The following is a 26,168-nucleotide window of genomic DNA, read 5'->3' as shown; positions in this document are numbered from 1 at the left end:
AAAATCGGCGGGCGTCTGTGGAGTGCGTCGGCGACGTATGGGCAAGCGCCACCACCATCAGTCTATTGGTAAATTGAATATAGAACAGTTCTCTTTTCATTTATATGGCTATCTGGAAAAGGCATGAATTTGTCCTCGGCAGTAACAACAAAACCGCTCGTTTGAGCGGCCATGGTGCTGGCGGAAAGTCTATTGCGCCGTGGGTTTTCGTCTTGCCGCCACAGCCGGCAAGCCCCGGCCTGTCAACCACATCGCCAACGTTTCCGGCTCCGGCTCCGGCACACCCGACCCCAACCGCCGACGCCGGCAGCACGGCGCCGGAAGTGAAGCCGTTTAATACTGCATTTGCATTTGATCGATCACACTGCACACTCCCGGCGTGCCCCAGGCCGACTGTTTGGCCAGTTCGCGGTCGTCCCAGCTCGCGACGCTGCCCGACAGCGTCACTTGTGCACCGTCGACCTGCACCACGATGCGCCGGGCGCCCTGTTTGTCGTTGCGCAACAGCGCGTCCACGATATCTTGCCGCAGCGCCGTCAGCGACACGGCCGGCCGGATGGCGATGCTGTCGCTGACGCCGCGCACCCCGCTCAGCGTGCGGACGGCGCGCTTGGCGGCCTGGCGCTGGTACTGCCAAGCAACGGCACCCGACAAGCTGACCCAGCCGTTCTCCACCATCACCTGCACGCGCGTCAGCGGCAGCGCGCTCAGCCATTCGAGCGCATTTTCGGCGGCCCGCGCAATCTCGGCATCGCCGCGGCGGCTTTCTTCGGGCAAGTTCACTTCCAGCTCCACCACCAGCGCCTGTACGCCCGGGATGCGCCGCACCAATTGCTCGGCCGCCCATTTCTCGCCGAAGTTGGCGACGTGGCCGGCCAGCGTGACGATGCCGTCCTTGACTTCCACGCCGATCTGGCAGGCGTTGATCGATGGCTCCCAATCGAGCTGTGCCACCACGGCCCGCTGCAACTGCCTGTCTGTGTTCATCTGAGTCTCCGTCGGGTGAGCTTGCTGCCATCGTGGCCGAGTTTGTCGCGCCGCTCTGTGTGTTTGCGCGCTTAAGGACGGCGGTGATGTTGTTTCGTCGCCATGGCGGCGGCCGGACCGAATGTTCGCTATCACACAGACCGTCCCGCTTCCTGCTGACAAGCTGACAATGATGAAGCCGATATCCGGCGCCGACCGCCGCGCCAGACCGTCAGGAGAGTCCGATGCCCACGCTGTACCGCCCCGACCAGAATCGACTGTTGGCCGCGCTTGAGCCGGCCGAGTCAGCTCGTCTGGCGCCGCACCTGGAGTTGCTCAGGTTGTTGCCGGGCGACGTGTTGTACCAATCCGGCGGCAAGCTGATGTACGTCTATTTTCCTATCACCGCCGTCGTCTCGATTCAATACGAGCTGGAGAACGGCGGTTCCTGCGAGATCGCCAGCGTCGGCCACGGCGGGCTGTTGGGCGTGTCGCTGTTCATGGGCGGGCGCACCACGCCCAGCCGCGCGGTGGTGCAGAACGACGGTTACGCTTATCGTCTGAGCGCGGCGCGCCTGGTGGAAGAGTTCCACCGCCGGGGCCCTCTGTTCGGCTTGTTGTTGCGCTACACCCAGGTCTTGATGACGGAGATGGCGCAAACGGCGGTCTGCAACGCCCATCATTCGACGCAGCAGCGCCTGTGCCGCTGGCTGCTGCAGATGCTCGATCACACGCACTCCAGCGAGGTGGCGATCACCCAGGAGGCGCTGGGGGCGATACTGGGCGTGCGGCGCGAAGGCATCACCGAGGCGGCCGGCCGGCTGCAAATGACGGGACTGATCAGCTACCGGCGCGGCCATGTGCGGGTGCTGTCCCGCACGGGACTGGAAGCCATGGTGTGCGAATGCCACCGCGCGCTCAGACGTGAATCGGACCGGCTGATGGCGCCGCGCCATCGCGCCGATGCCGGCATCCAACAACGCTGGCTGGAGCGCGAGGCCGTGCACACGCGCCGCACCGGCCGGCCGGAGCGGCGCGGCGATGGCGCGCACGACGCCGAAGCCGGCGATTCACAGGCCGATCTTCAGTTCCCCTGACGTTGACATGGCTAGCGTTGAGGTCATCGATATTGCCTGCCAGATCCGCGCCGATCACCGCGTCATTGATGGCATTGAGGGTCATTCAAGGCTGCGGCGTATGCCGAAAATGCGCATGCCCGCCCATGTCATGGGGCTGCGCTCAGACCTCGATGACGTCCGGGCTCGCTGTCGCGGAGCCGAGGCGCGGGTGCAGGAACGCCTGGCGTATGCTACTCAGCAGCGCCTCGCGGTCCCACGGCTTGGTATAGAAACGGTCGACCGTCCCCCTGTTGACGGCCGCCATCATGTCTTCCAGGTTGGTCTCGCCGGACAAGACTATCCTGAACGTGTCCGGATACATGGCTTTCACCTTGCTCAAGAACACCGTGCCCTCCATTTCCGGCATGCTCTGGTCGCACAGGATGACCTGGACTTCGTTCTGCGCCAGTGTTTCGAACGCCTGGGCGCCGGATTGCGCCAGCAGCACGCGGTATTGCTCGCCGCCGAGTTCGCTTGCCAGCAGTTCCCGCATAAACGGGTCGTCGTCGACGATCAACAAGGTTTGCCGCGGCATGTCCGGGGCCGCCGGCCGGTCCAGCGTCTTGCGCTGCACGATCAGATCGCTGATCAGGGCGGCCGGCAAGGGGGGGCTAAGCAAGTAACCCTGAATCTGGTCGCACTGGTGGCGCAGCAAGTAGGCCTGCTGGGCCGGCGTCTCGACACCCTCGGCGATGACCTCCAGGTTCAGGCTGTGTGCCATGGTGATGATGGCGCGCACAATCGCCGCATCGTCCGGGTTGCTGGTGACGTCGCGGATAAAGGCGATGTCGATCTTCAGCTTGTCGATCGGGAAACGGCGCAGGTAGGCCAGGCTGGAGTAGCCGGTGCCGAAATCGTCGATGGACACCTTCACGCCGAGCTGGCGCAGGTTGCGCAGGCAGGCGATGGTGCGTTCCGTGTTCAGCATGAGCGACGTCTCCGTCAGCTCCAGTTCAAGCAGGCCGGGCGGCAGATCGTGGTCGGCCAGGGCGCGGGCGACATCGGCCTCCAGATCGCCCTCGATGAACTGGCGGCCCGCCACATTGACCGACACTTGCACCGGCCCCACCGCGGTCAATTGCCATTCCTTGATCTGGCGGCAGGCGGCCTTGATGACCCAAGCGCCGACCCGGACGATCAGGCCGCTCTCTTCCAGCACGGGGATGAACTGCGCCGGCCCCACCAGCCCGTGGCCGGGCCGGGCCCAGCGCAGCAGCGCTTCCAGTCCGACCAGCGCGCCGCTGGTCAGCGACACTTTGGGCTGATAGTGCAGTTCGAACTCCTCGTTCTCGATGGCCTTGCGTAGCGCGCTCTCCAAGTCCTGGCGCTGCAGCACGTCAACATTCATTTGGGCGGTGAAGAAGCGGTAGCTGTTGCGGCCCGTGTGCTTGGCCTGGTACATGGCGGTGTCGGCGTATTTGATCAATGCGTCGGGATCGCTGCCGTCGTCGGGGTAGATGGTGATGCCGATGCTGGCGGTCATGATCACCTCGTATCCCTGCAAGTCGAACGGCGGATGCAGCGCGTCGCGGATTTTGGTCGCCACGTTGGCCGCCCCCTGGTGGCCCTGTTGCATCACCAGGATCAAGCCGAACTCGTCGCCGCCGAGCCGCCCGACGGTGTCGCGCGCGCGCACGCAGGTCGTCAAACGGTTGCTGAAATGGATCAGCAGTTCGTCGCCGATGGCGTGGCCCAGCGTGTCGTTGACATTCTTGAAGTGATCGAGGTCGATGAACATCACCGCCACCTTCCAGCCTTGTTGGCCGGCCAGCGCGATGGTCTTGCGCAGCGTCTCGTAGAAGAAGGTGCGGTTCGGCAGGCCGCTCAAGGCGTCGTGGTTGGCCTGGTGTTGTAGCCTTTGCTGTGCCTGCTTTCGCTCGGTGATGTCGCGCACCACGCTGACGATGATCCAGTCGCTCCCGGACGGCATGGCCTGGCGGCTCACCTCCACTTGTATCAGCGAGCCGTCCTTGCAATGCAAGCACGCTTCGCTCAGTGTCTTGCCGGTCTGGCCGGCGATCACCGTGTCATACACTTGCTCCAGTGTCTCGCCGGTGATCGCGCCGACCGCCACCGGCCCCAACGCCAGCATCTCGGCGCGGGTATAGCCGAGCATCTTGCAACTGCTGGCGTTCACCTCCAGGAAGCGCATCGTGGCGCGGCTCACCAGCATGATGGCGTCGGCGGTGGCGTCCATCGCGGTGCGGAAGCGTTGCAGATCGGCGGTGCGCGCCGCCACCTGTTGCTCCAGCACGAAACTGTGTTCCTGCAGGTCGCCGAAGGCCTTCAGCCGCAACAGGTTGCGCACACGCAGCCACAATTCGGTGCGGTCGACCGGCTTGGTCAGGAACTCCTCGGCGCCCGCCTCCAGCCCGGCGAGACGGGCGCTGCGCTCGCCATGGGCGGTCACCATGATGATGGGAATGTTGGCGGTGGCCGGGTTGGCCTTCAGGATGCTGGCGATCTGGTAGCCGTCGAGGCCGGGCATCATGATGTCGAGCAGGATCAGATCGGGCGCCGAATGGGCCACCACGCTGAGCGCCTCTTCGCCGCTGGCGGCGCTTTCGGTCTGGTAGCCTTCGGGGCGCAGCAGCACCGCCAGCAAGCGGCGGTTTTGCGCCTCGTCGTCGACAATCAGGATGGTGGGGGTAGCGACACTCATGATCTTCTTGCCCCGAGTAGCAAGGCGTCAATCATCGCGTAGAGCTGACGGTAGCCCAGCGGTTTGGCGATATAGGCGTCGCACCCCGCCTGGCGGCTTTTTTCCTGGTCTTCCTTCATCGCCATGGCCGTCAAAGCGATCACCGGGATATCCGCCGTCAGCAAGTCGTGCTTCAAGATGGCGGTGGCCGCCAGGCCGTCCATGCCGGGCAGCTGGATATCCATCAGAATCAGGTCCGGCAGTTCGCTGCGGGCCACCATCAGCCCGGCTTCGGCGTCCACCGCGCACAGCACGCTGTGCCGGGCGTTGCGCAGCAGCAGCGACGCCAGCTTCATGTTCGCCGCGTTGTCCTCTATCACCAATACCTTGGCCATCAGGCGCTCTCCCGTCAGGCCGGATCGGCGGCGTGTGGCGCGGCCCGCAGCGGCAGCCATACCGCAAAGCGCGAACCCTTGCGCTCCGCGCTGGCCACCGCCACGGCGCCTCCCTGCAGCTCGGCCAACTGCTTGACCATGGCCAGGCCAAGGCCGGTGCCTTCGAACTTGCGGGCCAAACTGCTATCGATCTGGCTGAAGGCCTGGAACAGTCGCCCCATGTTGTCTTGCGAGATGCCGATGCCGTGGTCGCTGACGCAAATTTCCACGAAGTCGTTGTATTCATTGTCGGCCTGGGGGAAACGATGCGTCGGCCAATCGCCTTCCAGTATGCCGACCGCGTCGCGCGCGACGTGGCGCGCCCGCAATTGCACCGGCCCGCCGCCGGCGCTGAATTTGACGGCGTTGCTCAGGAGGTTGTAGACGATCTGCTTGGTCTTGCGCACATCGAGTTGCACCATGCCGAGGTCCGCCCCCATGTCGAGTTCGAGCCCGATATGCTGGGCCGCCGCTTTTTCGCGGACGATGGTCAGGCTGTTCTGCAGCAGGCTTTGCAGGTCGACCGCCTCTAGTTCCACCGCCATCATGCCGGCTTCGACTTTGGAGAGGTCCAGGATATCGTTGATGAGTGACAGCAGATGCTGGCCGCTGGTGAAAATATCGTCGATCGATTCGTGTTGCAGCGCCGAGGTTTCCCCCATCAGGCCGTCCTTGAGCGCCTCGGAAAAACCGATGATCGCGTTGAGCGGCGTGCGTAGTTCGTGCGACATCGTGGCCAGGAATTCGGATTTCATGCGGCTGGCGTGCTCCAGCTCGATGTTTTTATCCTCCAGCGCCCGCTCAAAACGTTTGCGGGTCGTGTTGTCGGTGCCGATCAGCAGGTAGCCGATGATGTCGTCGTGGACGTTGCGTAGCGCCGTCACCGATACGATGGCGGGAAAGCGGCTGCCGTCCTGGCGGATATACGTGAGTTCGTAGATATCCTCGATGCCGCGCGAGGCCTTGAACACCAGCGCATCGAAGCCCGGTGAGATCGGCGTGTCCAGCTCCTCGCTCAGCGCGGCGGCGCGGGCGATCAGTTCGAGTGGATCCGAAATATCCGCCGGCGTGATCTGATTCAGCACGTCCAACGCCTTGTAACCCAGCATGCGTTCCGCGCCGACGTTGAAAATCTGAATCACCCCCCGTTCGTCGGTGGCGATGCTGGAGAAGTAGGCGCTATTGAAGATCGCGTCTTGCAAGGCGCCTGTCTTGAGCAGGCTGGCCTGCCGCGCGTATTCGGTGTGCCCGCTCGAAAGCCCCGGGCGGTCGTTACCGCCCTCGCCAAATCCGCTGGTATGCATGTGCGCTTTCCAAAGACAGCAACTCAGCGTGATGGGTGACGTGATGCATGCCGCTGAGCGGACTCGCAGATTGGCGCCGAACAGGACTGGATGACGAACAGGCCGGTGGCAAGGAGGAGGTATAGATTCAATATAACAGGATTCGACTACGCCGACGCGCTAAAAATCGCCGCACCGTTGGCGTCGCCGTGTGAGTGGCGCTGCGCGGCTAAATCGCCGGCCGGATAGCGCACAACTAGAGGGGCTTATGTGTGGCGGAGCGCAGATATCCACCGGTTCGTGTCGGCCAGCCGAGAGTGGGCGCAGTTCCGCGCGCGGCCCTAGCTATTTGCTACCCAGTCACAGGTTTAGCCGGATACCGACGGCGCGTGGTCGGTGCTCAGCGCCGGCAATGCGGTGCGGACAATCAATCCGCTCCGTTCCGCGCGGTTGCGGGCCTGGATGCCGCCGCCGTGTTGGCGTATCACGGTGGCGGCGATGGCCAGGCCCAGGCCGCTGCCGGTCTGGCCCAGCACGTCCGTCCGGTCGGCGCGGAAGAACGACTGAAACAGCCGTGCCAGGTCGGCTTCGGCCACCCCCGGGCCTTCGTCGCCGATCTCGACCACGACGCCGGCGGCGTCGCGCCATGCCGCGACCGCAATCGTCGAGCCGGCCGGCCCGTGGCGCAGCGCGTTGCGCATGACGTTTTCCAGCACGCTGCGCAACAGCAGCGGCACCCCCAATACCGGTAGCGCATGCTCCGGCCGCCGCCAGTCGATGTTGTGTCCCCGGGCGCCGGCTTCGAAGCGCGCGTCGGCCACCACCTGCTGCACCACGTCGCGCAAGTCCAACGGCTCCGGCAGGTCGGCGGGGGCGTGGCGCAAGCGGACCAGCAGCAGCAGTTGGCCGACCATCCTATCCATGTGCGCGCACTCCTGCTCGATGCGATCGAGTTGGGCGTCGGCGTGCGGCGTTTTGCGCCGCGCCAGTTCAAGCGCCAGTCGCAGGCGCGCCAACGGCGAGCGCAGTTCGTGCGACACATTGCCCAGCAGGCGCTCCCTTGAGTGCAGATGGTCGGCCAGGTTTTCCGCCATGTGCCCGAAGGCGCGCGCCAGGGAGCCCAGGCCGTCGTTGCGTTTGAGAAGGCGAACGTCGATGCGCGCCGGCGCATGGCCGTCGCCCAAGGCCCGCGCGCCCAAGGCCAACTGCCGCACCGGATGGTCGATGTATCGCGCCAGCAGCCAGCAGAGCGGCAGGCTCATGGCGAACGCGCCCAGCAGCAGGAAGGGCAGCAGGCCGGAGTCGCGCAAGGCATCCACGTGCGGCGAGTCGAACGGCAGGAAGGTGAGCATATAGCGGCTGCCGTCCGGCGCGCTCAGGTCATGCACGTCCCACCACGATGAGGGGTGGCCGGCCGGCGTCGTCGTGGTTGGCGTGCCGCCGTTTTCAAGCGTGAAATCGCGCTTCTTGGCATGCGCCGTGATGCGGTAGCAGATGCGGGTTTGCGTCCGCCGTTGCGCAATATCGATGCAGTCGTGGTCGACCACGTAGACCCTCAGCGTGGCATGCTTGTCGTGGATGTCTTTGGCCCAGCGGCGCAGCGCCGGCAGCCCGCCCTGACGCAGCAGCGCGTCCGCCTGCAACGCCAAGGTGGCGGGTTCGACGTCGTCGAGCGAGTCGTGGCGCGCCGAGGCGACCAGGTTGGTGATGGCGATGCCGAGCAAGGTGATGAGCCCCATCGCGAGCCAGAAACAAGCCAGGATGCGCAGAAAAAGCGACTTCTCAAACAAGCCGGCCAGCGCTCTCACGCCGCTGCGCCGCAGGTCGCGGTGAGCAGGTAGCCGAGCCCGCGCACGCTGCGCAGCTCCGGCAGTCCCTGGGCATTCGCCGTCAGCCCGAGCTTGCGCCGCAGGTTGCTGACGTGGGTGTCGAGGCTGCGGTCCTGCGGTTGCAATTTTCGCCCGAGCGCCCACAGCGTCAGTTGCTCGCGGCCGATCATGTGGCCGGCCGAGCGCATCAATATTTTCAGCAGGCGCGCCTCGACGCTGGTCAGGCGCACGACGCCGCTGTCGACGCGCACCTCCAAACCATGCGCGGGGTAGCTCAACGCGCCCACCTGCAACAGCTCAGGCGCCGGTGCGGCGCCGGCGGAGGGCATGGGCGCTTGCCGGATCGCCGCTCCGCCGTTTCTGCGCAACACGGCACGCATGCGCGCCAGCAGTTCGCGCGGGCTGAATGGTTTCGGCAGGTAGTCGTCGGCGCCGAGTTCGAGTCCGGCGATGCGATCGGCTTCGCTGGCGCGGGCGGTCATCATGATGACCGGAAGCGCCGAGTTCTGCCGCAGCCGGCGCAGGATGTCGAAGCCGCTTTGGCCCGGCAGCGTGACGTCGAGCAAGAGCAGCTCGAAGCCGTGATCCGGCGCGCGCAACAACTCATGGGCCATCCAGCCGTCCTGCACCGTCTGTAACTGGATCATTTCGCCGGCCAGGTACTCGATCAGCATCTGCCCCAGGCCGATGTCGTCGTCGACCAGGAGCACCGAGGCGATCGCGCTACGGCTATCGGCGGGCGGCACGCCATCCTTGGAGTGCGTCAACATTTGGTGGGAATTCATCAGTGCCTTCCTCCAACGCGGTATTGCAATAAATATAAAATTATATTTAGAATAATATTACTTTAAGTGTAACTTGTTTTTGCGCACACTTCAAACACAAGCGGAAATTGTTCATGGGGGCGGGCCGGCGACGGCGGCGAAGCGTTTCATAAGATTTGTCAAGTTCCCTTCCTTTGCTCAAAGCGTGTTGCTTTTTCTGCCATCATGCATCGGCATTTTGATGTACCGCTTCATGCCGCCAGCCGCGCCGAATTCGGCCAAGAAGCCGCGTCCTTGAAAAGATGAAAGGGTCCTATGCGTAAGCTGCAACTCCAATTCGAAAACGAGCGCTATCCCATATGGATCGGGGCTCGCTGTGTCGACGAGATCATATTTAATCTGTGCGAACTTGAAGCGTCGAGCTATCACCTGGTCACCGACAATACCGTCAGCGAGTTGCATGCGACCGCATTGTTCGATCAGCTCGCGGCGGAAGCGCCGGCCAGCCTCTGGGTGGTCGAGGATGGCGAAGCGACGAAGTCGGTGAGAACCGTTGAGCATCTGGCGCAGGACATGGTGCGGGCCGGCATCGACCGGCGCAGTGTGATCGTCGCCGTTGGTGGCGGGCTGATCGGCAACCTGGCCGGATTGACGGCGGCTTTGCTGTTTCGCGGCCTGCGCCTGGTGCATGTGCCGACCACCTTGATCGCCGCGGCCGATTCGGTGGCCTCGCTCAAGCAGGCGGTGAATTTGTCCCAGGGTAAAAACCTGCTGGGTTGTTTTCACAAGCCGACGGCGGTACTGATCGATCTGCACTTTTTGCAGACCTTGCCGGCGGCGCAAATCCGCTCCGGCATGTGCGAGATCATCAAGAACGCCTTGACCGTGGCGACCGAGAACATCGCCATGCTTGAAAGTGGCTTGAAGTCGAACGCGAGCTATACCAATGCGGAGTTCATGCTGATTGTCGAAGCGGGACTGCTGGCCAAACAGAAGGTCATGTTGCTCGACAAATACGAGCGCAAGCAGGCGCTGGTGTTCGAGTACGGCCACACGGTCGGTCACGCCATCGAGCTGGCGGCGCACGGCCGCGTGCCGCATGGAGAAGCGGTCGGCCTCGGCATGGTCGTGGCGGCGGAGGTGGCCAGCCGGCTCGGGCTGCTGAGCGAGGCCGATTTGCAGCTGCACCATCGGCTGCTGAAGCGCAACGGACTGACGATACGCTTGCCGGCCGGGGTCACCATCGCGGCGGTGATGGCACTGCTGCGCACCGACAACAAGCGCGGCTACCTGTCCGCTCGCCCCGACCAAGTGGCCATGATCTTGCTGCAGGGGCTGGGCGTTCCGGCCGGACCGGCCGAGCGGCCTTTGGTGCTGGTCGACGCCTCGCTGATTCAGTCCTGTATTGAGGACTGCTTGACGGAGGTCGTCAATGTCGCATTAGAGGAGGAGGGGCTGTGACAGCCGCGCTCCTCGCCTCGCGGCGCGCCACGGCGCAGCCCCTTGCGCGCCCGCCGGATCGCTGCCAGTCGCCTCGGACGTTCAGCGAACGGCCCAGCCGTGGCGGGCAAGCATGAACGACCTTCTCATGCCCCACCTGGCACGCGCCGGCCTGGCGGGATTGATACACATCGATGTCGGACAGGTGCTGGGCCGCTTGCGCGCCGCCGGCCAGGGTCCCATGGACCGCTATCTGGTGGCCTGCGCCGCCGTGCAATTCTGGGCCGACCTGCTGGCGGTCGGCACATCGGAGGGCGCGCTCATGCTGACGACGAGCGAGGAAATCCAGCGGCAGTTGCGCCGCGCCGAAGGCGAGGCCGATCACGCCGCACAGGCGCTGCTGGGGAAGGCGGCGGCAACGCCCGCGCTTGCAGATGAGCCCGCAGATGAGCCCGCGTCGGTCCATGTCGCGCTGCGCGGGGACGCAGGGCCCGATGCCCTCGGCAAGCTACTGCACCTGCCGATGCCCGAGTGCTGCGGTTACGACCTGGCGGATCTTGAATTGATTGCCGGCGACGGCCGGCGCTTGAGCGGGCAGGTGGGGCTTGAGCGGCCCGTCCTGATCGTCGGCATCCGCACCGGCGGGAGTTATCTCGCGCCGCTCTGGAAGGCCGTGCTGGGCGGACTGGGTGTCGCCGATGTGCATTGGTGCACGGTGCGCCCGCAGGTCGGCGGCGCGGCCGTGGACGGCTTGCCGACCGCCCAGGCCTGGCTCGGCCGCCGCCGCATGCCGGTGGTGGTGGTGGTGGACGACCAGCCGGATAGCGGCGCGACGATGGACGGGGTGGCGGCACTGTTGCGCGCGCCCGGCGTCGAGCTGTACTTCTCCAGCGTCGGCAAGCTCTGGCGCGGTGCGGCGGCGCGGCCGGGGCCGGCAAACCCGCCTGCCGTGATCGTGCGCGACGGTCGCCCGCCACGGCTGTGGCAATGCCTGCTGCCGGCGGAGCATCCTGGATTCATCGCCCGACTGCGGGACACGCCTGGCCTGCCCGCGCTCCCGGCCCAACTGCGATTGCAATTGCGCTGCCCGCAAGGCGAGGCGCGCTACGGCTTGGGGCGCGCCTGGCTGCCGTGGAATGCCCCAGGGGTTCTGAACGGCCGCCGCTCGTTGGTGAACCCGCGCAAGACGCCGCTGGAGATCTGCGGCGCTGACGGCAAGGTCTTGTTGCACCTGCGTTTCGTCGGTGCGGGGGTGTTCGGTCGGGCCGAGTTCCAGCGGGTGCGGCAGATGGACGGTGCGCCGCCGGCCTGGTTCGTCGATGGCTATGCGGTCACGCTCGATATCGGCGCCGCACGGCCGTTCCGCGAGCAGTTTCACGCCGCCAGCCCATCGGCGCGGGGCGACTTGCTGGTGCAGGCGGCGAATTGCCTGACCGCGCAGGCACGGCAAGTCGTCGCGCACGCGCCCTACAGCCCGATGCTGATGGCGCTCGGCTCCCGCTGGACGGCCATCGTCGAGCTCATGCGGGAACGATGCGGCGGCAATCCCCTGCTACAGGTGCCGGAGCCATTGAACGCCTTGCTGGCGCAGCCGGCGCCGTGGCCCGGGCGGACGGGCAAGGCGATTCGTTCATCGCTGCGCTATTCCTGTGGCGACTGGCATTGGCAGGTCGACCGGCAAGGGCGGCTGCACCGCTTTCAACAGGAAGCGAATTGGGGCGACGTCAGCTTTCCCGAGTTGGAGCTGGCCGCTTTCGCCTTGGAGAACCGCCTGGCGCTGGCCGATGCCCGGCATCTCGCCTCGCTGTGCAACCTGGCCTATTCGAGCGTCCAGGAAAGCTTATCGTTGGCGGCGCTGATGATCGCCGAAGCCAGGGTGCGAAGCGTGAGAACGCTCAGCGACGCCGGCCGCGGCGCCCTGTGCCAGGACTTCCAGCAGTTAATCAAGACAAGCTTGGAATTGGCTGGGCTCGACACACCCTCTTCATGGAAATGACATGGACAAACCGCATCGCATCGTCACTAACATCTACACCGCACAGCCCCGGCTGCGCGCCCTCAGTTCCAGTGGCGCCAAGGTGACCCTCTCGGACGGCAAGCAATACATCGACTTGATGAACGGCAAGGGCTGCGTCACCCTCGGGCACCACCACCCGGCGGTGAATGCGGCGATCACGCATCATCTGCAGAGCGGCCAGGCATCGGCCACCTGCTGGAGCAATCAGCACGAGGAACTGAGCCAGCGGATCATCGACGACGTCGGCATGGACGACGCCAGCATGGCCTTGTTCAGCACCGGCACGGAGGCCTGCCGGGCCGCCGTCCAGGTCGCGCGGCTGTTCACCGGCCGGCATCTGGTCGCCAGCGCCGGCTATCACGGCTGGGGCGACTATTGGGTCGGCGCCGACGAGCTGCTGGCGCCGAATGCCAGCGGCGTGGTGGATTTTTACTTCGTGCCGGAACTGCTCGAACAACTGCTCAAGCGCCACCGTGGCCAGGTGGCCCTGGTGATCCTGTCGCCGGACTATGTCCACCTGCGGGCGGAGACACTGTGCCGGCTGGCGCAGATCGCCGTGCGCGAGGGCGTCCTGCTGTGCTGCGATGATGTCAAACAAGGCTATCGCTCGATGCCGGCGTCGCCATTCCGCCAGGCGGTCGGCTTCCATGCCGATCTGTACACCTTCGCCAAGGGACTGGCGAACGGCCACCGGCTGTCGTGCCTGGTCGGCCGCTCCGACGTGATGGCCTCGGCGCAGGAATTCACCTACACCGCCTACTTCGACACGGTCCCGATCGTCGCCGCGTTGGCCACGTTGGACTACATGGCGCGGCACGACGGTTACCAGCGGCTGGTTCAATGCGGCGCCGCGCTGGCCGCCGGGATGCGCCAGCGCGTGCGGCAGAGCGAGCTGCCGATCGAGATCTATGGTGACGGCCCGATGCTGCAGATTGTGGCCGCAACGGAGGCCATGGACCAAGTCGTGTACGCGAATTGCGCGGCGGCCGGTCTGCTGCTATACGAAGGCGACAATCAGGCGGTCTCGCTGGCCACCGCCGATGTGCTGGACGAATTGCTGCAGCGTTTCGAGACCGCGCTGGCGGCCACCAGGCGCCAGGCGGCGGTGGGCGAGCTGGCGCCGGTCAGCCCGCGGCGACGCTTCCAGGCCGCCTTCTGCATGATGGACGGGGCCAGCGACATCGTTGCCGCCGCCCAGGCCATGCAATGGATCGAGGAAGAGCGATGAACCCGCCCTCCCTGGAAGCGTTGAAGGGCCGCCGGATCCTGCTGCTGTCGCCGCACGCCGACGATGTCGCCTATTCGATCGGCGGCATCGTGGCGCGCCTGGCCACGCAGGCGGACATTCTGCTGATGACGGTTTTCGGCCGCAGTGGCTGGGCGCTGCCACAGGCGCTCTGTGCCGAGTCGGCGGATGCGGTATCGGCCGTGCGGGAGCAGGAGGATCGGGCTTACTGCGCGCGGCGGCGCATCGATTACGCCCTGTTGCCCTGTCCGGACAGCTTCTTGATGGGCTACGACGAAGCGACGGAACTGAGCGCCGCCGCCGCCGCCGATGACCCGCGCACCGCCGACATCGTGAAGCTGATCGGCGACGCCGTGGCGCGTCTGCTGCCGCATATCGTGCTGGCGCCGTGCGGCCTGGGCGGACATGTCGATCATCAAATCGTGCGGCTCGCCGCCGACGCGCTGGAACGGGTCGAAGTTCTCTACTACGAGGACCTGCCCTACAGCGCCGGCCTGCCGTTGGCCGAGCTCGACAGGCAACTGAGCGCGCAAGGCCTGGTGCCCAAGGTGACGGCCGACATCGAGATCGTTTTGGAAGGCAAGTGCGCGGACATGTGGGGCTACCGTTCCCAGACGAGCGAGGCGACCATTGCCGAGATGCTGCTGCATGCCGGCCGGGTCGGCAAGGGCGGCGCGCGCTACGCGGAGCGCCTGTGGTGCCGCGTCAATTGAATCCCCACCGCAGACCGCATCAACCATGATGAATGGAGGTATCCATGTTGGACAAGCTGGCAATTCACGGCGGGACCGCTGTGTTTGAAGGAAATTGGCCGAATTGGCCGCAGAGCACCGAAAGCACGCGGCGCAACCTCGACGAGGTGCTGAACAGCCATCGCTGGTCCATCAGCGGCCAGTACCGTGGGCAGGCGTCGTGGGAAGAGCGCTTCGGCCAGGCCTTCGCGGCGTACACCGGCGCCGGGTTTTGTGTGCCGTCCTCGACCGGCAGCGCCGCCTTGAGCATGGCGCTGGAGGCCTGCGAGGTCGGCGCGCACGACGAGGTGATCGTACCGGGGGTGAGCTGGGTCGCTTCGGCCTCGGCGGTGCTGGGGATCAATGCCATCCCCGTCTTGACCGACGTCGAGCCGGACACCGGCTGCCTGGATCCGGCGGCGCTCGAACGCGCCATTACGCCGCGCACGCGGGCCATCACCGTGGTGCATCTGGGATCGGCGGTGGCCGACCTGGATCGCCTGGTGGCGATCGCCCATGCGCACGCGATCCCGCTGATCGAAGATTGCGCCCAGGCGCACGGCGCCCGCTATGCGGATCGGCATGTCGGCCGCTTCGGCAGCGCGGCGGCCTTCTCCATGCAGCATAGCAAGTTGCTGACGAGCGGGGAGGGCGGTTCGGTGATCACCGACGACGCGCGCCTGGCGCGCCGCCTGGCGCATCTGCGCGCCGACGGCCGCACACTGTCCGCGCAGCCGCCGGGGCTCGACGAGATGGCGCTGGTCGAGACGGCGGAAATCATGGGCAACAACTACTGTCTCTCGGAGTTTCACGCGGCCATCCTGGTGGCCCAATTGGAGATGCTCGACGAGCAACTGGCGCTGCGCCGTCGCAATGCCGCTGTGTTGGATGGTCTGCTGCTTTCCCTCGGTTTCTCGCCGCAAGCGAGCGCCGCCGGCACCACGGCGCGGGCGCATTACACCTACGTGGTCCGCCTGCCGCAGTTGATCGTCGAGACGCAGGGCGTCGAGCGGTTCGCCGCCGCGCTGGCCGCCGAGATCGGCTTGCCGTGCAAGACGATGTACAGCGCGCTGAACCAGAATCGGCTGTACCAACCGGCCTCGCGCAAGCGCTTCAAGCTGGGCCGGGGATACACCGAGGAGATCGATCCGTCCCGTTTCCACTTGCCCGTGGCGCAAGCATTCTCCCGCTCCTGCATCGCACTGCCGCATCGCATGCTGTTGGCAAATACGGCCGCGATGGAGCATGTGGCCGCCGCCTTCGCGAAGGTGGCCAAGTCGAGCGACTTGCGTTGTGCTTGAGCGGACGCGGAAGCTGCCCGTCCACTGCATGGTTTTTGCATGTCTCGTCCGTTTCCGCAATCTGGATGCGCTTGTGGCAACAGCCGCGCACTCTCTGAGAGGCTAATACCGTGTTCGGATTTTTCGAAAAACTACTTTATCCGTTTCCCATCGCCGAGCCGCCGCCGCCGCCCGCAGGATTTTTCGCCTTCCTGTGGGCCTGCACACAGGGCGTGCGCGGCAAGATCGCCACCATGGCGCTGCTGACCACGATCATGTCGGCGTTCGAGGCGCTGCTGTTTGCCATGCTCGGGCGCATCGTCGACTGGCTCGGCACCCAAGTGCCGTCGCGCCTGTGGGCCGAGCGCGGCGACACCCTGCTGTGGCTGGCCGCCTTCATGGTCATCAGCACCGTGGTGGTGGCGTTGCAGACCGTCGTCAAGCACCAGACGCTCACGGTGAACCTGCCGATGCGGCTGCGCTGGAACTTCCACCGGCTGATGCTGGGGCAGAGCATGGCCTTCTACCAGGACGAGTTCGCCGGCCGCATCACGGCCAAGGTGATGCAAACCGCGCTGGCGGTGCGCGAAACCATTTTCGTCCTGGCCGATGTGCTGGTCGCCATGGGCGTCTACGTGGCCACCATGATCATCATGGTGGGCGTGCTCGACGCGCAACTGGTCTGGCCCTTCGTCATCTGGCTCGGCCTCTACATCGCGGCGCTGCTGTATTTCGTGCCGCGCCTGGGCAAGCTCGGCAAGGTGCAGGCCGACGCGCGCGCGCTGATGACCGGCCGCGTGACTGACGCCTACACCAACATCGCCACCGTCAAGCTGTTCTCGCACACGCAGTCCGAGGCCGGCTTCGCGCGCGAGGCGATGCGCGAGTTCATGCACACCGGCTACAGCGAGATGCGGCTGGTGAGCGCCTTCGAGATCGTCAATCACCTGCTGAGCATGGGACTGACGATCGGTATGACGGGGACCGCGTTATGGCTGTGGTCGCAGGGCGTGGTCGGCGTCGGCGCCGTCGCCGCGGGCACCGCGATGGCCTTGCGGCTGCAGGGCATGTCGCACTGGATCATGTGGGAGATGACCAGCCTGTTCGAGAACGTCGGCACGGTGCAGGACGGCATGAAGACCTTGTCCAGCCCGCGCATCGTGCTTGACGCGCCCAACGCCGCCGCGCTCGACGTGCCGCGTGGCGAGGTGCGCTTCGAGCATGTGAGCTTCCGCTACGCCGATGCGGGACGCCGGGTGATCGACGACCTGGGCCTGACCATCAAGCCCGGCGAGAAGATCGGCCTGGTCGGCCGCTCGGGCGCCGGCAAGTCGACGCTGGTGAACTTGCTGCTGCGCTTTCATGACCTGGAGCGGGGCCGCATTCTGATCGACGGGCAGGACATCGCTTACGTCACGCAGGATTCGCTGCGCAGCCATATCGGCATGGTCACGCAGGACATTTCGCTGCTGCACCGCTCGGTGGCCGACAACCTGGCCTACGGCCGGCCCGACGCCACGCCGGCGCAGATCGAGGCGGCCGCCCGGCGCGCCGAGGCGCACGATTTCATCCACACTCTGAGCGACGCCGGTGGCCGCCATGGTTACCAGGCACATGTGGGCGAGCGCGGCGTCAAGCTTTCGGGCGGACAGCGCCAGCGTATCGCGATTGCGCGGGTGATGTTGAAGGACGCGCCGATCCTGCTGCTCGACGAGGCCACCAGCGCGCTCGACTCCGAAGTCGAAAGCGTCATCCAGCAAAGCCTCTACCGGCTGATGGAAGGCAAGACGGTGATCGCGATCGCGCACCGGCTGTCCACCATCGCGGCGATGGACCGGCTGATCGTGCTCGACGAAGGCCGGGTGGTCGAACAAGGCGACCACAAGACGCTGCTGGCGCAAGGCGGCCTGTATGCGCGCTTGTGGGCCCACCAGAGCGGTGGCTTCCTGGGCAATCCCGAGCCGGAGTGCGCCGTCCATTGACGGCCCCGAACCGAATCATCAGAGTTTGCGAACCCATACTATGACTACAGTCGAAGAACAGTACTACCAACCCAAGCTTGAGCGGCTTCTGCGCATCCGCGAGATCGAAGCATTGGGCGATCTGGTCTTGCCCATCTTCCCGATCGCTGCGCTAGCGGTCGCGGCGGCGGCTGGCCAGGCGCAGGGGGCGGCGGCGCTGGCGGCCTACATCGCCTCATTGGAGCAGGCGTTTCCTGGCCTGCCGCAGAGGGTGGCGCAAGTCTGCGGGCCGGCGCCCTGGATCGTGCGCAGTGCGGGTATCGAGGACATGACGGAGCACGTCAATGCCGGCGGCTACGACAGCCTGATCTGCCTGAGGCCGGAAGAGCTGATGCAATGCGTTGCCACCGTGGCGCTGAGCGGATCGACCGAGCATGCCCGGCGTCAACAGGCGCTTGCGGGCCGATGCCTTGATGTCGACGCCATCGCCTGCTTTGTGCAGCCGCTGCTGAAGATCGATGTGGCCGATGACGTCGGGCCCGCCCACTCGCCGTATCTGGAAGCGGCGGTGCTCGACCGCATGGAGGCGGTATGTGCCGAGCTGATGGAGATTTTCGACTTCGCGGCGATCGATTGCGAATGGGGCCTGGAGACGGCGCTGGGCTTCGTTTCCGTCACCACCATCATGCCGCGAAACCGGCAGTTGATGAACGTCGCCCATACGCTCGGCTTCGGCTTTGCCAGCGCGCAGAACACCGGCGCACGGGCGACCACCCTGGCCTTGCGTCCCGCCGCCACCGACCTCAGGCTCTGGCGCGGGCGACATTTGCGCGAGACGGCGGTGCGCCGCATGCGTCTGCTGCAGGCGCGGCCGGCGCATGCCGACACCGCCTTCCGCGAGCGGGCCGCGCTGACCGACGAATGCTACGACGAGCTGGCCCGCCACTACGACGTGGTGGAAGCCGGCCTATTGATGCTGGGCGCGACAGCCTTCGGCCGTGGGCTGGTGGCGCCGGACCTGATGAGCGCCTGGCGTCAGTATCTCGCCCTGGATGCGCGGGAGCAGGCCGACGTGGCGGTGGTGATGGTGGACGAAGGCAGCGCCGAGGAACATGCGGGCATCATGTTTCGGCAGCAGAAGGTCAGCTGCGTCAGAATCGACACGCGGCGCGTGCCGAGCGGCGCGAACTGCGTTGTGTTCGATCGCGGCACCTGCCTGCTGGGCGACTTGACGATGCTGCGATCGATCCGCAGCGAGGTGCGCAGGGAGCTGGTGTTGCCCGACGACTGTGCCCTCGTCTTCACGGACGAGGTGCTGACGGCCGGTGGCGAACTGGCGCGGCAATGCAGCGCGGCCTTGTCCGGGCTGCGCCGTCTGGCATTGGCCAGGGAGGTCAAGGAACGCCTGCTGGCGCGCAGCGAACAGCCGAGCGCGGCGTTGTGGCTGCAGCGCGCCGACGGCGTGGTGGAGTCGCCGTCGCTGCTGGCGCAGATCGGGCGCTCGCGCCATGCGGGCTATGCCGGCGGGCTGTCCGCGCTGAGCGAATTCGCCCAGGCCTATGCCCGCGCCGTCGAGCTGTCGCGGGACCAGCCGTGGCGCGCGCTGCCGGCGCTGTCCGCGCTGTCGTCCGGCACCGGCCCGCTCGTCGATAGCGCCGATTTGCGGATCGTGATGGCCTTGCTGGAATGCGAAGCGGCGGCGTCCTGGGTCCCGCCGGAGACGCTGGGCAGCTTGCTCGATTCGGCCGCCGGGCAATTGACCGCGCGGCAGCACGACAACGCCTTGCTCATCCTGGATAGCGTGGCGCTGGTCAGCGCGGAATGCGCCCGGCTGCCGGTGTATGTGACGGACGAGAAGCTTGCCTACCTGGCGGCGCTGGCGCTCGCCTTCAAAGGCGGTTTGTCGGCCAGGTCGATGGCGTCCATCCGTTCATTGGGATTGCCGATCCACAGTATGGTCCTGCTGGCCCGGCAGGTGCTGGATCATCCCCCGGTGCTCGCGCCGGTCGAGGCGTTCCTGAAGGCGGCGGCATCGTTCCGGGGCATTGTGTCGGGCGGCGACGCGGTGGCGCAGATTTCACAGCAGCTCAATACCGCCTATTCCAGCCTGCGCGGGGTGCTGCGCGAGGTCGATCTGGAGAGCGTCGCCGAGCAGATCAGGGGATCGCTGATCGAGACCTATGACGCCTCGTTGAAGGGACTGCTGGCCCGTACCGTGGAGCAGGGCGATACGGCAGGCTACCAACGCTACCTCGTGGTGATGCAAAAATGGCTCGCCTTCCTGAGCGTTGGGACGCTGTCCGAGCGTGATGCGGTGGTGCTCCGGCGCTTTCAGAGCTGGCTGCGGCAGTGGCACGATGAAGCGCTTCCCGCGTCGTTCGAAATACAGGATCGCAACTGGCGGTTCGAGTTTGACGCCATCCTGGCTGCCGGCGAGGCCGCGCCGCGCTACGAGAACCCGCACGTTCTGCACAATCTGCTGCACCAGTGGTCCCTGGCGGGGCTGCGACTGGACACGCGGCGGCTGCCGCAACGGGTGCGGGCGCTCGAACACTTCTGCTCGACGTTCAGCAGTCGTGCGACCAAGGTTCTGCGTTTCGAACGGGAGCTGCTGGAGATCCAGATCCCGATGGGAACGCACAAGGCCAGCTATGTGTTCACGCCCCAGCAGATCACGGTGGAATGGACCGAGCCGCCCGATTGCCCGAGCGACGAGATCGCGCGAATCCTGGCGTTCGAGGTGTTCCTGGAGCGGTTGCGCAGCTGGCTGTTCCCGACGTTGACGGTGCGGCGCGAGCAGGTGCTGGGCACCTGGACTTTGTTCATCCGCCTCGGCGTGCCGGCTTCAGGCGTCTGGCGGCATGAGGATCTCAGGCGCTTTGTGGTCGCCACGCGCTTCCTCTTCGACGCCTCGTACGATTTCTCGTACGTCGACAACGACGCCGTCGACGGCTTTGCCGAGCGCCTGCACGGCGCGGCTTGGGAGTCGGCGATCACGACGCTGGTCGACTATCGGGCAGTGCTTGAGGATACCTCGCAATACGTCGCCTTGCACACCGCGCCGCTGTCCTCGGCGGTCAGCGCGATCGCGCAGAGCGGCGTGGTGCGTGGCCTGATTCTGCGCTGTCTGCGCGGCGGTTTCGAACGCTGCTGGGCGCTGATCGACAGTTACGCGCACTGGCTGGACGGTTGCGCCGGCGACGCCGGCCGCTGGCCCGCTCGCTACGAGTATCTGCGCCAGGCCAGTCTCTTCCTGGCCGCCAGGTGGCCAAGCGAGGCGCTTGCCGGACTCGCCCGGCGCGAGGTCTTTCATGTCGGTCACGACCTGATCGCGGCTTGCCTGTTCAAGCGCGCGGACTTGGCGGATGAACTGCGGCGGGTCGCGGCCGCGGGCGGCTCGGCGCTGTCCGGCGTGCCGGCGCTGATCGTGCGGCACGCGCCCGAAATCGCGCTGGCGGCTTGTGGCGCGGTGCCCCTGGCCCAGCAATTGGCCGACACCGGGGTTCGCTTCCGGCGCGCGAAACACCTGCTGGTCGCTCACTGCGGTGAGCGCATCGATCCGGCCGTGTTGGGGCGTCTGCTGCAGGGCATGGACACGATACCGTGGGGCCATAGCGTCGCCACGGAGCGGGCCATCCAGGCACACATCTCGACGCATGGGCCGGCTTACCGGTTCGAACTGGAACGAGGCATTGACTGGACGACGGTCGACTCCTGGTCGACGCTTGCGCAGGAACGCCCCCAGCCGTTGGCGAAAGCTTGATGCGTATGAAAATCCTCAAGCTGACACCCTTTTTCCATCACCCGGACGCCGAAGCATGGCCAAGTGCCTACGATTCGGTCGGCGGCATGCAGGTGCAGACCTGGCGGCAGGCGGTCTGGCTGGCGCAAGCCGGGATTCATCAACATGTGATGACAATTGGTTTCCCCGGGCTGCCCAAGCGACGTCAGTTGCAACCGTTTCTGTGGGTGGAGCTGATGATGCTGCCCATGCCGCGCATCCGCTCCGAGTTCAGCGGCCTGGTCGGCCTGACCCAGTCGTGGGCCGTCGCCACGCTGTATGCTCTGCTTCGGCGAGCGCGCCGGCAGGACTTCGATGTCCTCCATGCCCACCTCGACGGGCAAATTCCCGCGCTACTGGTGGCCTGGCTCGCGCCTCGCCTGCTGCGACGGCCATTGATACTGACGGTGCACTGCTCCCGTCTCGCGGTCTACACCCCGCATTCCTGGCTCGACATGCTGCAACACCGGCTGGCCCGGTGGCTGGAGCAGCGAGCCGTCGGCGCGGCCTTCGCGGTGATGGCCTTGACCCAACGAACCGCCACGGTGCTGGCGCAGAGTGCCCGCCGCGTCGAGATCGTTCCCGATGTGGTCGACACCACACAGTTCGCGCCGCCGCCGCTTCAGGAGGTGGCCCAATTCCGCCAACGCCATGGTCTGCGGCGACGAACGGTGGGCTTTGTCGGCCGGATCGCGAAGGAAAAGGGATGGCCGCATCTCATCCCTCTCGCCGCCGCCCTTCGCGAAGAAGGCTGCGAGCTGTTGATCGTCGGCGATGGAACGCAAGGCGATCGTTTGCGCGACGCCGTCGACAGGGCGGGGCTGCAAGACTGGGTGACGGTTACCGGTTTCATCCCCAATCATGAGGTGCCGCTGGCGATGGCGGCCTGCCGTCTGATCGTGATGCCGTCGCTGTATGAGGAGTTCGGCGGCGCCAGCATCGAGGCCTTGGCCACCGGCGTGCCGGTGGTGGCCTTTGCCGTTGGCGGTCTGCAGGAAATTCTGGGCGGGGTCACGCCGGATCTACTCATCGCACCGGAAGACACGGCCGCCATGATCGCACGGGTCAAGGAGGTGCTGGCCGGCCTGCATGCGGAGATCACCGATCCGGCTCGGCTGCGGGCCTATATCGAACAGCGCTACACCCCATCGGCGATGGTCGCCCGAACCTTGGAGCTTTACCGGTCGGCGCAAATGAACTCCACCAAACCGGCCAAGGCGTGAGCGCCGCCGGGTCGTCCTCGGTCGCGCGGCGCCGGCAAGGGGACTACCAAAAAAACAGCCGGCCACAAAGGAACCCAGCATGTCGCTAATTCATCTTGCCAACACCGCTTCCGCATCGGAAGTGGAGCACTGCCTGCGCCAGCACGGCTACGCCATCATCGACAAGCTCGTGCCCGGCGCCTGCATGGATCGCATCGCCGACGAACTCGAACCCTACACGGCGCTCACCCCCTTCGGGCCGGACGGCATTCTCGGCAGACGGACCAAACGCACCGGCGGCTTGATCGCCCGCTCGCCGGGCGCGCGCGAGCTGATCCTCAACCCGACCATTCTGGAGACAAGCCGCCGCCTTCTGTCCCACGCCACGACCTTTCAGATCCATTGCACGCAAGTCGTGTCGATTCATCCCGGCGCCAAGGCACAGACGCTGCATCAGGACGAGGTGGCCTGGGACATGTTCCCCTTCCCCCTCGACTATCACGTGCAGTGCAACACCTTGTGGGCCATGACCGATTACACCGAGGAGATGGGCGCCACGCGCGTCGTGCCCGGCAGCCACCGGGCAGGGCGCAGCGTTGAATTCGAGATCGCCGCCAGTTTTCCCGCAGAGATGGAAAAGGGCTCGGTGCTGGTGTATGACGGCAAGGTCTACCATGGCGGCGGCGACAATCGCTCCGACCGAGTCCGCTCGGCGCTCAACTTGACCTACGCGCTCGGCTGGCTGCGGCAGGAGGAGAACCAGTTTCTTTCCTGCCCGCCGGAGATCGCCCGCACCCTGCCGGACGAATTGCTGCGCCTGATGGGCTACCAGTGCGGCGCATTCGCCTTGGGCTACGTCAACGGATTCGAGGATCCATTGACGGTGCTGGGACGGGGGCAAGCCGGCAAACTCATGGGCGCTGAGTGGATGCTGAAGGCGGAGCAAAACGAGGACCGGAAGTCCTTCTTGCGGGAAGCCGAATTTGATTGAAGTGGGCTCGGTCGCGGGCGGGCCGGCGCCATGCAGGATGGGGCCGCTTGCCACCATCCGGCACGTCGCCAATGGGCCGCGCGAGTTTTCATAAGATTTGTCAAGTGAGCTTGTTTTATTTTCAGCACATTGTTTTTGATGCCATCATGCATAGGCACCTCAGCTCTTTGCTCCTCCATGCAACAACGCCAAAGGACGATCCAACAGCATGATTTCTTCCTCTTCATTTGCGCCATTCGTTGAGCAGCGCGCCCTGGGTAGCTCGCACGTGCACGGACTGCAATCGGAAATCCTGTTCGAGGACGCATTCGACGTGGTCGTCATTGGCAGCGGCGCCAGTGGTGCCGTTGCGGCGGAAACCTTCGTTCGTGCCGGGCTTCGCACGCTGTTGTTGGAGGAGGGGGCCCGGCTCAAGGCCGGTGCGGAGAACGCCGCCGTCGATGCCGCCGCCGTTCCCGCCTTGGCCGGCAATGATGCGCAGGGATGGAGCGAGCGGGGATGGCCGTGGAGCACGCGCAATCTCGGCGGCGGCACCGTGTTCTATGGCGCCGCGTCGTTCCGCTACACCGACTTCGACTTCGATCCCAGCGAGCGCATTCGGGTCGACGGCCTGTCGGTGAAATGGCCCATCAATGCCGCCGACCTCGCGCCCTTTTACCAGGAGATGGAGTCAAGGCTGTCCATCGACTATTCGGGCTTCACGTGCGCGGGACCGGCACCGAAGTCCTTGAGCCTGCCGGCGGAACATCTTTGGGAAGGTGCGCGCCGGCTGGGTTTGTCGCCCCGCCCAACCCCGTTGGCGGTCGATCGCGGCCTGTGCGACTGCTGCTCGCTATGCATCTCGGCGCAGTGCACGCGCGGCGCCAAGCGCGATGTGGTGAACGCCATGCTGGGTCCGTTGGCCGATGCCCCCAACTTGTTGCTACTGACTGGCGTGAAGGCCGTGGCGCTGACGCAGGAAACGCGCAATGGTGTGCAGGCGGTGCAATGTATGGATGCCGCGACCGGCAAGGTGCGCTCCATCCGGGGGCAGCGCTTCGTGCTGGCCTGCAATGCGGTGCAGACGGCCGCCTTGCTGCTGCGCTCGGTCACGCCCTTTGCGCCACATGGCCTGGGCAATGAGCATGATCTGGTCGGCCGGGGGCTGTGCATGAAGCTGAGCGAATATTCGCAGGGCCTGGTGAAAGCGGACCGGCAACAAATCGAGGCCCACCCAATTGGTTATCGCGGGCCGTTCTCGACGGTGTGCGTGCTCGACCACTATCTGGATGAGCGCTGTCCGACCGGTGTCGGCGGACTGATCTACGAAGCCAAGCACGACGACTGGCCGCCCTTGCAGGTCGACGGTCTGGTGCTACGCGTCGAAACTATTCTTGCGGATCATCCGTCGCTTGGCAATCGGGTCCGCCTGTCCAGCCGCACGGACGGTTGGGGCTTGCCGCAGATTATGCTCGATTACACCACCGACCCACGGGATCTGGCGCGCCTGAGCTACATGGTGGAACGTTCAGCCGACTGGCTGAAGGCCGCTGGCGCGCGCGATATTCAACACGAAGCCTCGAACTTCACCATGGGCAGCACGCATCTGCATGGCACCTGCCGCGCGGGCGAAGACCCGCAGACCTCGGTGGTGGATCGGGATGGCAAACTGCATTCGCTGGACAACGTCCACGTCGTGGACGGTAGTTACATGCCTTATCCCGGCGGGCTAAATCCCACCCTGACGATCCAAGCCAATGCCTTGAGAATCGCTCGCCGGATCGTTGACGAGGCGAGGGGGCAGGCGAGTGTCTCGCGCGTGCCGCATCGCTCTGCCGCCGGCATATTATTCCCAAAGCGAGCACTGTCATGACGCCCAACTTCCTGCGCCAACTCATCATCCACACGATTTGTAATGTCACCGGCGAGGAGCCCAAGGATATCGTGGCGCTCGATGAGGTGGCATTGGATACCCGCGACTGGGAACAGATCTTCAGCCGGCTGGAAGCGGCGCTGGACATTCATCTTGGTATGTTGACGTCGAGCCAGCGTTCAATCTCCATCGACGCGTTGATGCGCATGCTGCACGCAAAGCTCAGCGGGGACATCATCGCCTGACAAATCGGGATCGGGCCGCGCGGTGCTGCTTAACTTAAGGGCACCTCGAAAAACCGTCATTCCGCATCGGCGGACCGCCGCACAGGCGGGAATCTATACCCCGCATATCCATTGGCGCAGCATGGGTTCCCGCCTACGCGGGAACGACAATTTGGTGGTTTTTCGAAGTGCCCTTAAGGCACCTCTAAAACTCGTCGTTCCCGCGTACGCGGGAACCCATACGCCGCATCCTGTCCAGCGCAGCATGGATTCCCGCCTGCGCGGCGGTCCGCCGATGCGGAATGACGTTTTTTCGTAACTGTTCAGCCGCTATGCAGCAGGCATGATCGGATCGCCAATAAATGCACGGTACAGCACGTCGAGCATGCTGTGGCCTTGCTTGCGCAG

17 protein-coding genes and 1 pseudogene are annotated in these 26,168 nt (G+C 65.4%); 12 read left to right on the top strand and 6 right to left on the bottom strand.

All coding sequences use genetic code 11. The annotated features are described in order from the left end of the window. Positions 1–333: 333 nt before the first annotated feature. Positions 334–987 (bottom strand): BON domain-containing protein, encoded by a 654-nt coding sequence (locus H7U20_RS15090; protein WP_199759975.1) that lies wholly within the window; start codon positions 985–987, stop codon positions 334–336. A 224-nt stretch (positions 988–1,211) separates the two neighbouring features. Here H7U20_RS15090 and H7U20_RS15085 point away from each other — a divergent pair. Beyond that, a pseudogene (locus H7U20_RS15085) lies at positions 1,212–1,913 on the top strand (Crp/Fnr family transcriptional regulator); the annotation flags it as partial. Between the two features lie 292 nt (positions 1,914–2,205). Here H7U20_RS15085 and H7U20_RS15080 read toward each other — a convergent pair. The 5 genes from H7U20_RS15080 to H7U20_RS15060 form a co-directional block, all read right to left on the bottom strand. Further along, positions 2,206–4,746, bottom strand: coding sequence for an EAL domain-containing protein (locus H7U20_RS15080; RefSeq protein ID WP_199759973.1), 2,541 nt, complete (start codon positions 4,744–4,746; stop codon positions 2,206–2,208). Beyond that, positions 4,743–5,120 (bottom strand): response regulator, encoded by a 378-nt coding sequence (locus H7U20_RS15075; RefSeq protein WP_304621725.1) that lies wholly within the window; start codon positions 5,118–5,120, stop codon positions 4,743–4,745. The genes H7U20_RS15080 and H7U20_RS15075 overlap by 4 nt, the downstream gene beginning before the upstream one ends. A gap of 14 nt (positions 5,121–5,134) precedes the next feature. Then, positions 5,135–6,463, bottom strand: a complete 1,329-nt coding sequence (locus H7U20_RS15070; protein ID WP_199759972.1) for a sensor histidine kinase — start codon at positions 6,461–6,463, stop codon at positions 5,135–5,137. 347 nt (positions 6,464–6,810) lie between these two features. Continuing rightward, a complete protein-coding gene (locus H7U20_RS15065) occupies positions 6,811–8,181 on the bottom strand; it encodes a HAMP domain-containing sensor histidine kinase (RefSeq protein WP_199759971.1) in 1,371 nt (456 codons plus the stop codon). 65 nt (positions 8,182–8,246) lie between these two features. Further along, a complete protein-coding gene (locus H7U20_RS15060; protein WP_233410778.1) occupies positions 8,247–9,056 on the bottom strand; it encodes a response regulator transcription factor in 810 nt (269 codons plus the stop codon). Between the two features lie 294 nt (positions 9,057–9,350). Here H7U20_RS15060 and H7U20_RS15055 point away from each other — a divergent pair, with 294 nt between their 5' ends. The 11 genes from H7U20_RS15055 to H7U20_RS15005 all read left to right on the top strand — a co-directional run bounded on the left by H7U20_RS15055 (position 9,351) and on the right by H7U20_RS15005 (position 25,781). Beyond that, a complete protein-coding gene (locus H7U20_RS15055; protein WP_199759970.1) occupies positions 9,351–10,496 on the top strand; it encodes a 2-deoxy-scyllo-inosose synthase in 1,146 nt (381 codons plus the stop codon). 112 nt (positions 10,497–10,608) lie between these two features. Further along, positions 10,609–12,471, top strand: coding sequence for a hypothetical protein (locus tag H7U20_RS15050; protein WP_199759969.1), 1,863 nt, complete (start codon positions 10,609–10,611; stop codon positions 12,469–12,471). Between the two features lies 1 nt (position 12,472). Next, entirely contained in the window at positions 12,473–13,720 is a 1,248-nt protein-coding gene (locus H7U20_RS15045) for an aminotransferase class III-fold pyridoxal phosphate-dependent enzyme (protein WP_199759968.1), read from the top strand. Further along, the gene (locus H7U20_RS15040; protein ID WP_199759967.1) at positions 13,717–14,451 is read left to right on the top strand and encodes a PIG-L deacetylase family protein; all 735 of its coding nucleotides are present in this window, start codon (positions 13,717–13,719) and stop codon (positions 14,449–14,451) included. Before H7U20_RS15045 ends, H7U20_RS15040 begins: the two co-directional genes overlap by 4 nt. Positions 14,452–14,495: 44 nt before the next feature. Continuing rightward, a complete protein-coding gene (locus tag H7U20_RS15035) occupies positions 14,496–15,770 on the top strand; it encodes a DegT/DnrJ/EryC1/StrS aminotransferase family protein (protein WP_199759966.1) in 1,275 nt (424 codons plus the stop codon). Positions 15,771–15,880: 110 nt separating this feature from the next. Then, entirely contained in the window at positions 15,881–17,731 is a 1,851-nt protein-coding gene (locus H7U20_RS15030; RefSeq protein WP_199759965.1) for an ABC transporter ATP-binding protein, read from the top strand. 40 nt (positions 17,732–17,771) lie between these two features. Continuing rightward, positions 17,772–21,473 carry a hypothetical protein gene (locus tag H7U20_RS15025; RefSeq protein ID WP_199759964.1) on the top strand — a complete coding sequence of 1,234 codons (3,702 nt, stop codon included), beginning with the start codon at positions 17,772–17,774 and terminating at the stop codon, positions 21,471–21,473. A 5-nt stretch (positions 21,474–21,478) separates the two neighbouring features. Then, complete coding sequence (locus H7U20_RS15020) at positions 21,479–22,714, top strand: glycosyltransferase (RefSeq protein ID WP_199759963.1); 1,236 nt, start codon at positions 21,479–21,481, stop codon at positions 22,712–22,714. A 79-nt stretch (positions 22,715–22,793) separates the two neighbouring features. Continuing rightward, a complete protein-coding gene (locus H7U20_RS15015; RefSeq protein WP_199759962.1) occupies positions 22,794–23,684 on the top strand; it encodes a phytanoyl-CoA dioxygenase family protein in 891 nt (296 codons plus the stop codon). Between the two features lie 208 nt (positions 23,685–23,892). Continuing rightward, a complete protein-coding gene (locus tag H7U20_RS15010; protein ID WP_199759961.1) occupies positions 23,893–25,536 on the top strand; it encodes a GMC oxidoreductase in 1,644 nt (547 codons plus the stop codon). Continuing rightward, positions 25,533–25,781 carry a DUF6137 domain-containing protein gene (locus H7U20_RS15005; RefSeq protein WP_199759960.1) on the top strand — a complete coding sequence of 83 codons (249 nt, stop codon included), beginning with the start codon at positions 25,533–25,535 and terminating at the stop codon, positions 25,779–25,781. The genes H7U20_RS15010 and H7U20_RS15005 overlap by 4 nt, the downstream gene beginning before the upstream one ends. Positions 25,782–26,168 lie beyond the last annotated feature (387 nt).

It is taken from the genome of Rugamonas violacea (assembly GCF_016461825.1).
Lineage (GTDB): Bacteria > Pseudomonadota > Gammaproteobacteria > Burkholderiales > Burkholderiaceae_D > Rugamonas.
The sequence above is the reverse complement of the archived record's forward strand: the minus strand, read 5'-3'. Positions and strand labels throughout refer to the sequence as shown.

Excerpts from the sequence above, each read along its gene's own strand:
- H7U20_RS15090 (WP_199759975.1), bottom strand. The coding sequence starts at position 987 with ATGAACACAGACAGGCAGTTGCAGCGGGCCGTGGTGGCACAGCTCGAT.
- H7U20_RS15080 (WP_199759973.1), bottom strand. The coding sequence starts at position 4,746 with ATGAGTGTCGCTACCCCCACCATCCTGATTGTCGACGACGAGGCGCAA.
- H7U20_RS15075 (WP_304621725.1), bottom strand. The coding sequence starts at position 5,120 with ATGGCCAAGGTATTGGTGATAGAGGACAACGCGGCGAACATGAAGCTG.
- H7U20_RS15070 (WP_199759972.1), bottom strand. The coding sequence starts at position 6,463 with ATGCATACCAGCGGATTTGGCGAGGGCGGTAACGACCGCCCGGGGCTT.
- H7U20_RS15065 (WP_199759971.1), bottom strand. The coding sequence starts at position 8,181 with ATGGGGCTCATCACCTTGCTCGGCATCGCCATCACCAACCTGGTCGCC.
- H7U20_RS15060 (WP_233410778.1), bottom strand. The coding sequence starts at position 9,056 with ATGAATTCCCACCAAATGTTGACGCACTCCAAGGATGGCGTGCCGCCC.
- H7U20_RS15055 (WP_199759970.1), top strand. The coding sequence starts at position 9,351 with ATGCGTAAGCTGCAACTCCAATTCGAAAACGAGCGCTATCCCATATGG.
- H7U20_RS15050 (WP_199759969.1), top strand. The coding sequence starts at position 10,609 with ATGAACGACCTTCTCATGCCCCACCTGGCACGCGCCGGCCTGGCGGGA.
- H7U20_RS15045 (WP_199759968.1), top strand. The coding sequence starts at position 12,473 with ATGGACAAACCGCATCGCATCGTCACTAACATCTACACCGCACAGCCC.
- H7U20_RS15040 (WP_199759967.1), top strand. The coding sequence starts at position 13,717 with ATGAACCCGCCCTCCCTGGAAGCGTTGAAGGGCCGCCGGATCCTGCTG.
- H7U20_RS15035 (WP_199759966.1), top strand. The coding sequence starts at position 14,496 with ATGTTGGACAAGCTGGCAATTCACGGCGGGACCGCTGTGTTTGAAGGA.
- H7U20_RS15025 (WP_199759964.1), top strand. The coding sequence starts at position 17,772 with ATGACTACAGTCGAAGAACAGTACTACCAACCCAAGCTTGAGCGGCTT.
- H7U20_RS15020 (WP_199759963.1), top strand. The coding sequence starts at position 21,479 with ATGAAAATCCTCAAGCTGACACCCTTTTTCCATCACCCGGACGCCGAA.
- H7U20_RS15015 (WP_199759962.1), top strand. The coding sequence starts at position 22,794 with ATGTCGCTAATTCATCTTGCCAACACCGCTTCCGCATCGGAAGTGGAG.
- H7U20_RS15010 (WP_199759961.1), top strand. The coding sequence starts at position 23,893 with ATGATTTCTTCCTCTTCATTTGCGCCATTCGTTGAGCAGCGCGCCCTG.
- H7U20_RS15005 (WP_199759960.1), top strand. The coding sequence starts at position 25,533 with ATGACGCCCAACTTCCTGCGCCAACTCATCATCCACACGATTTGTAAT.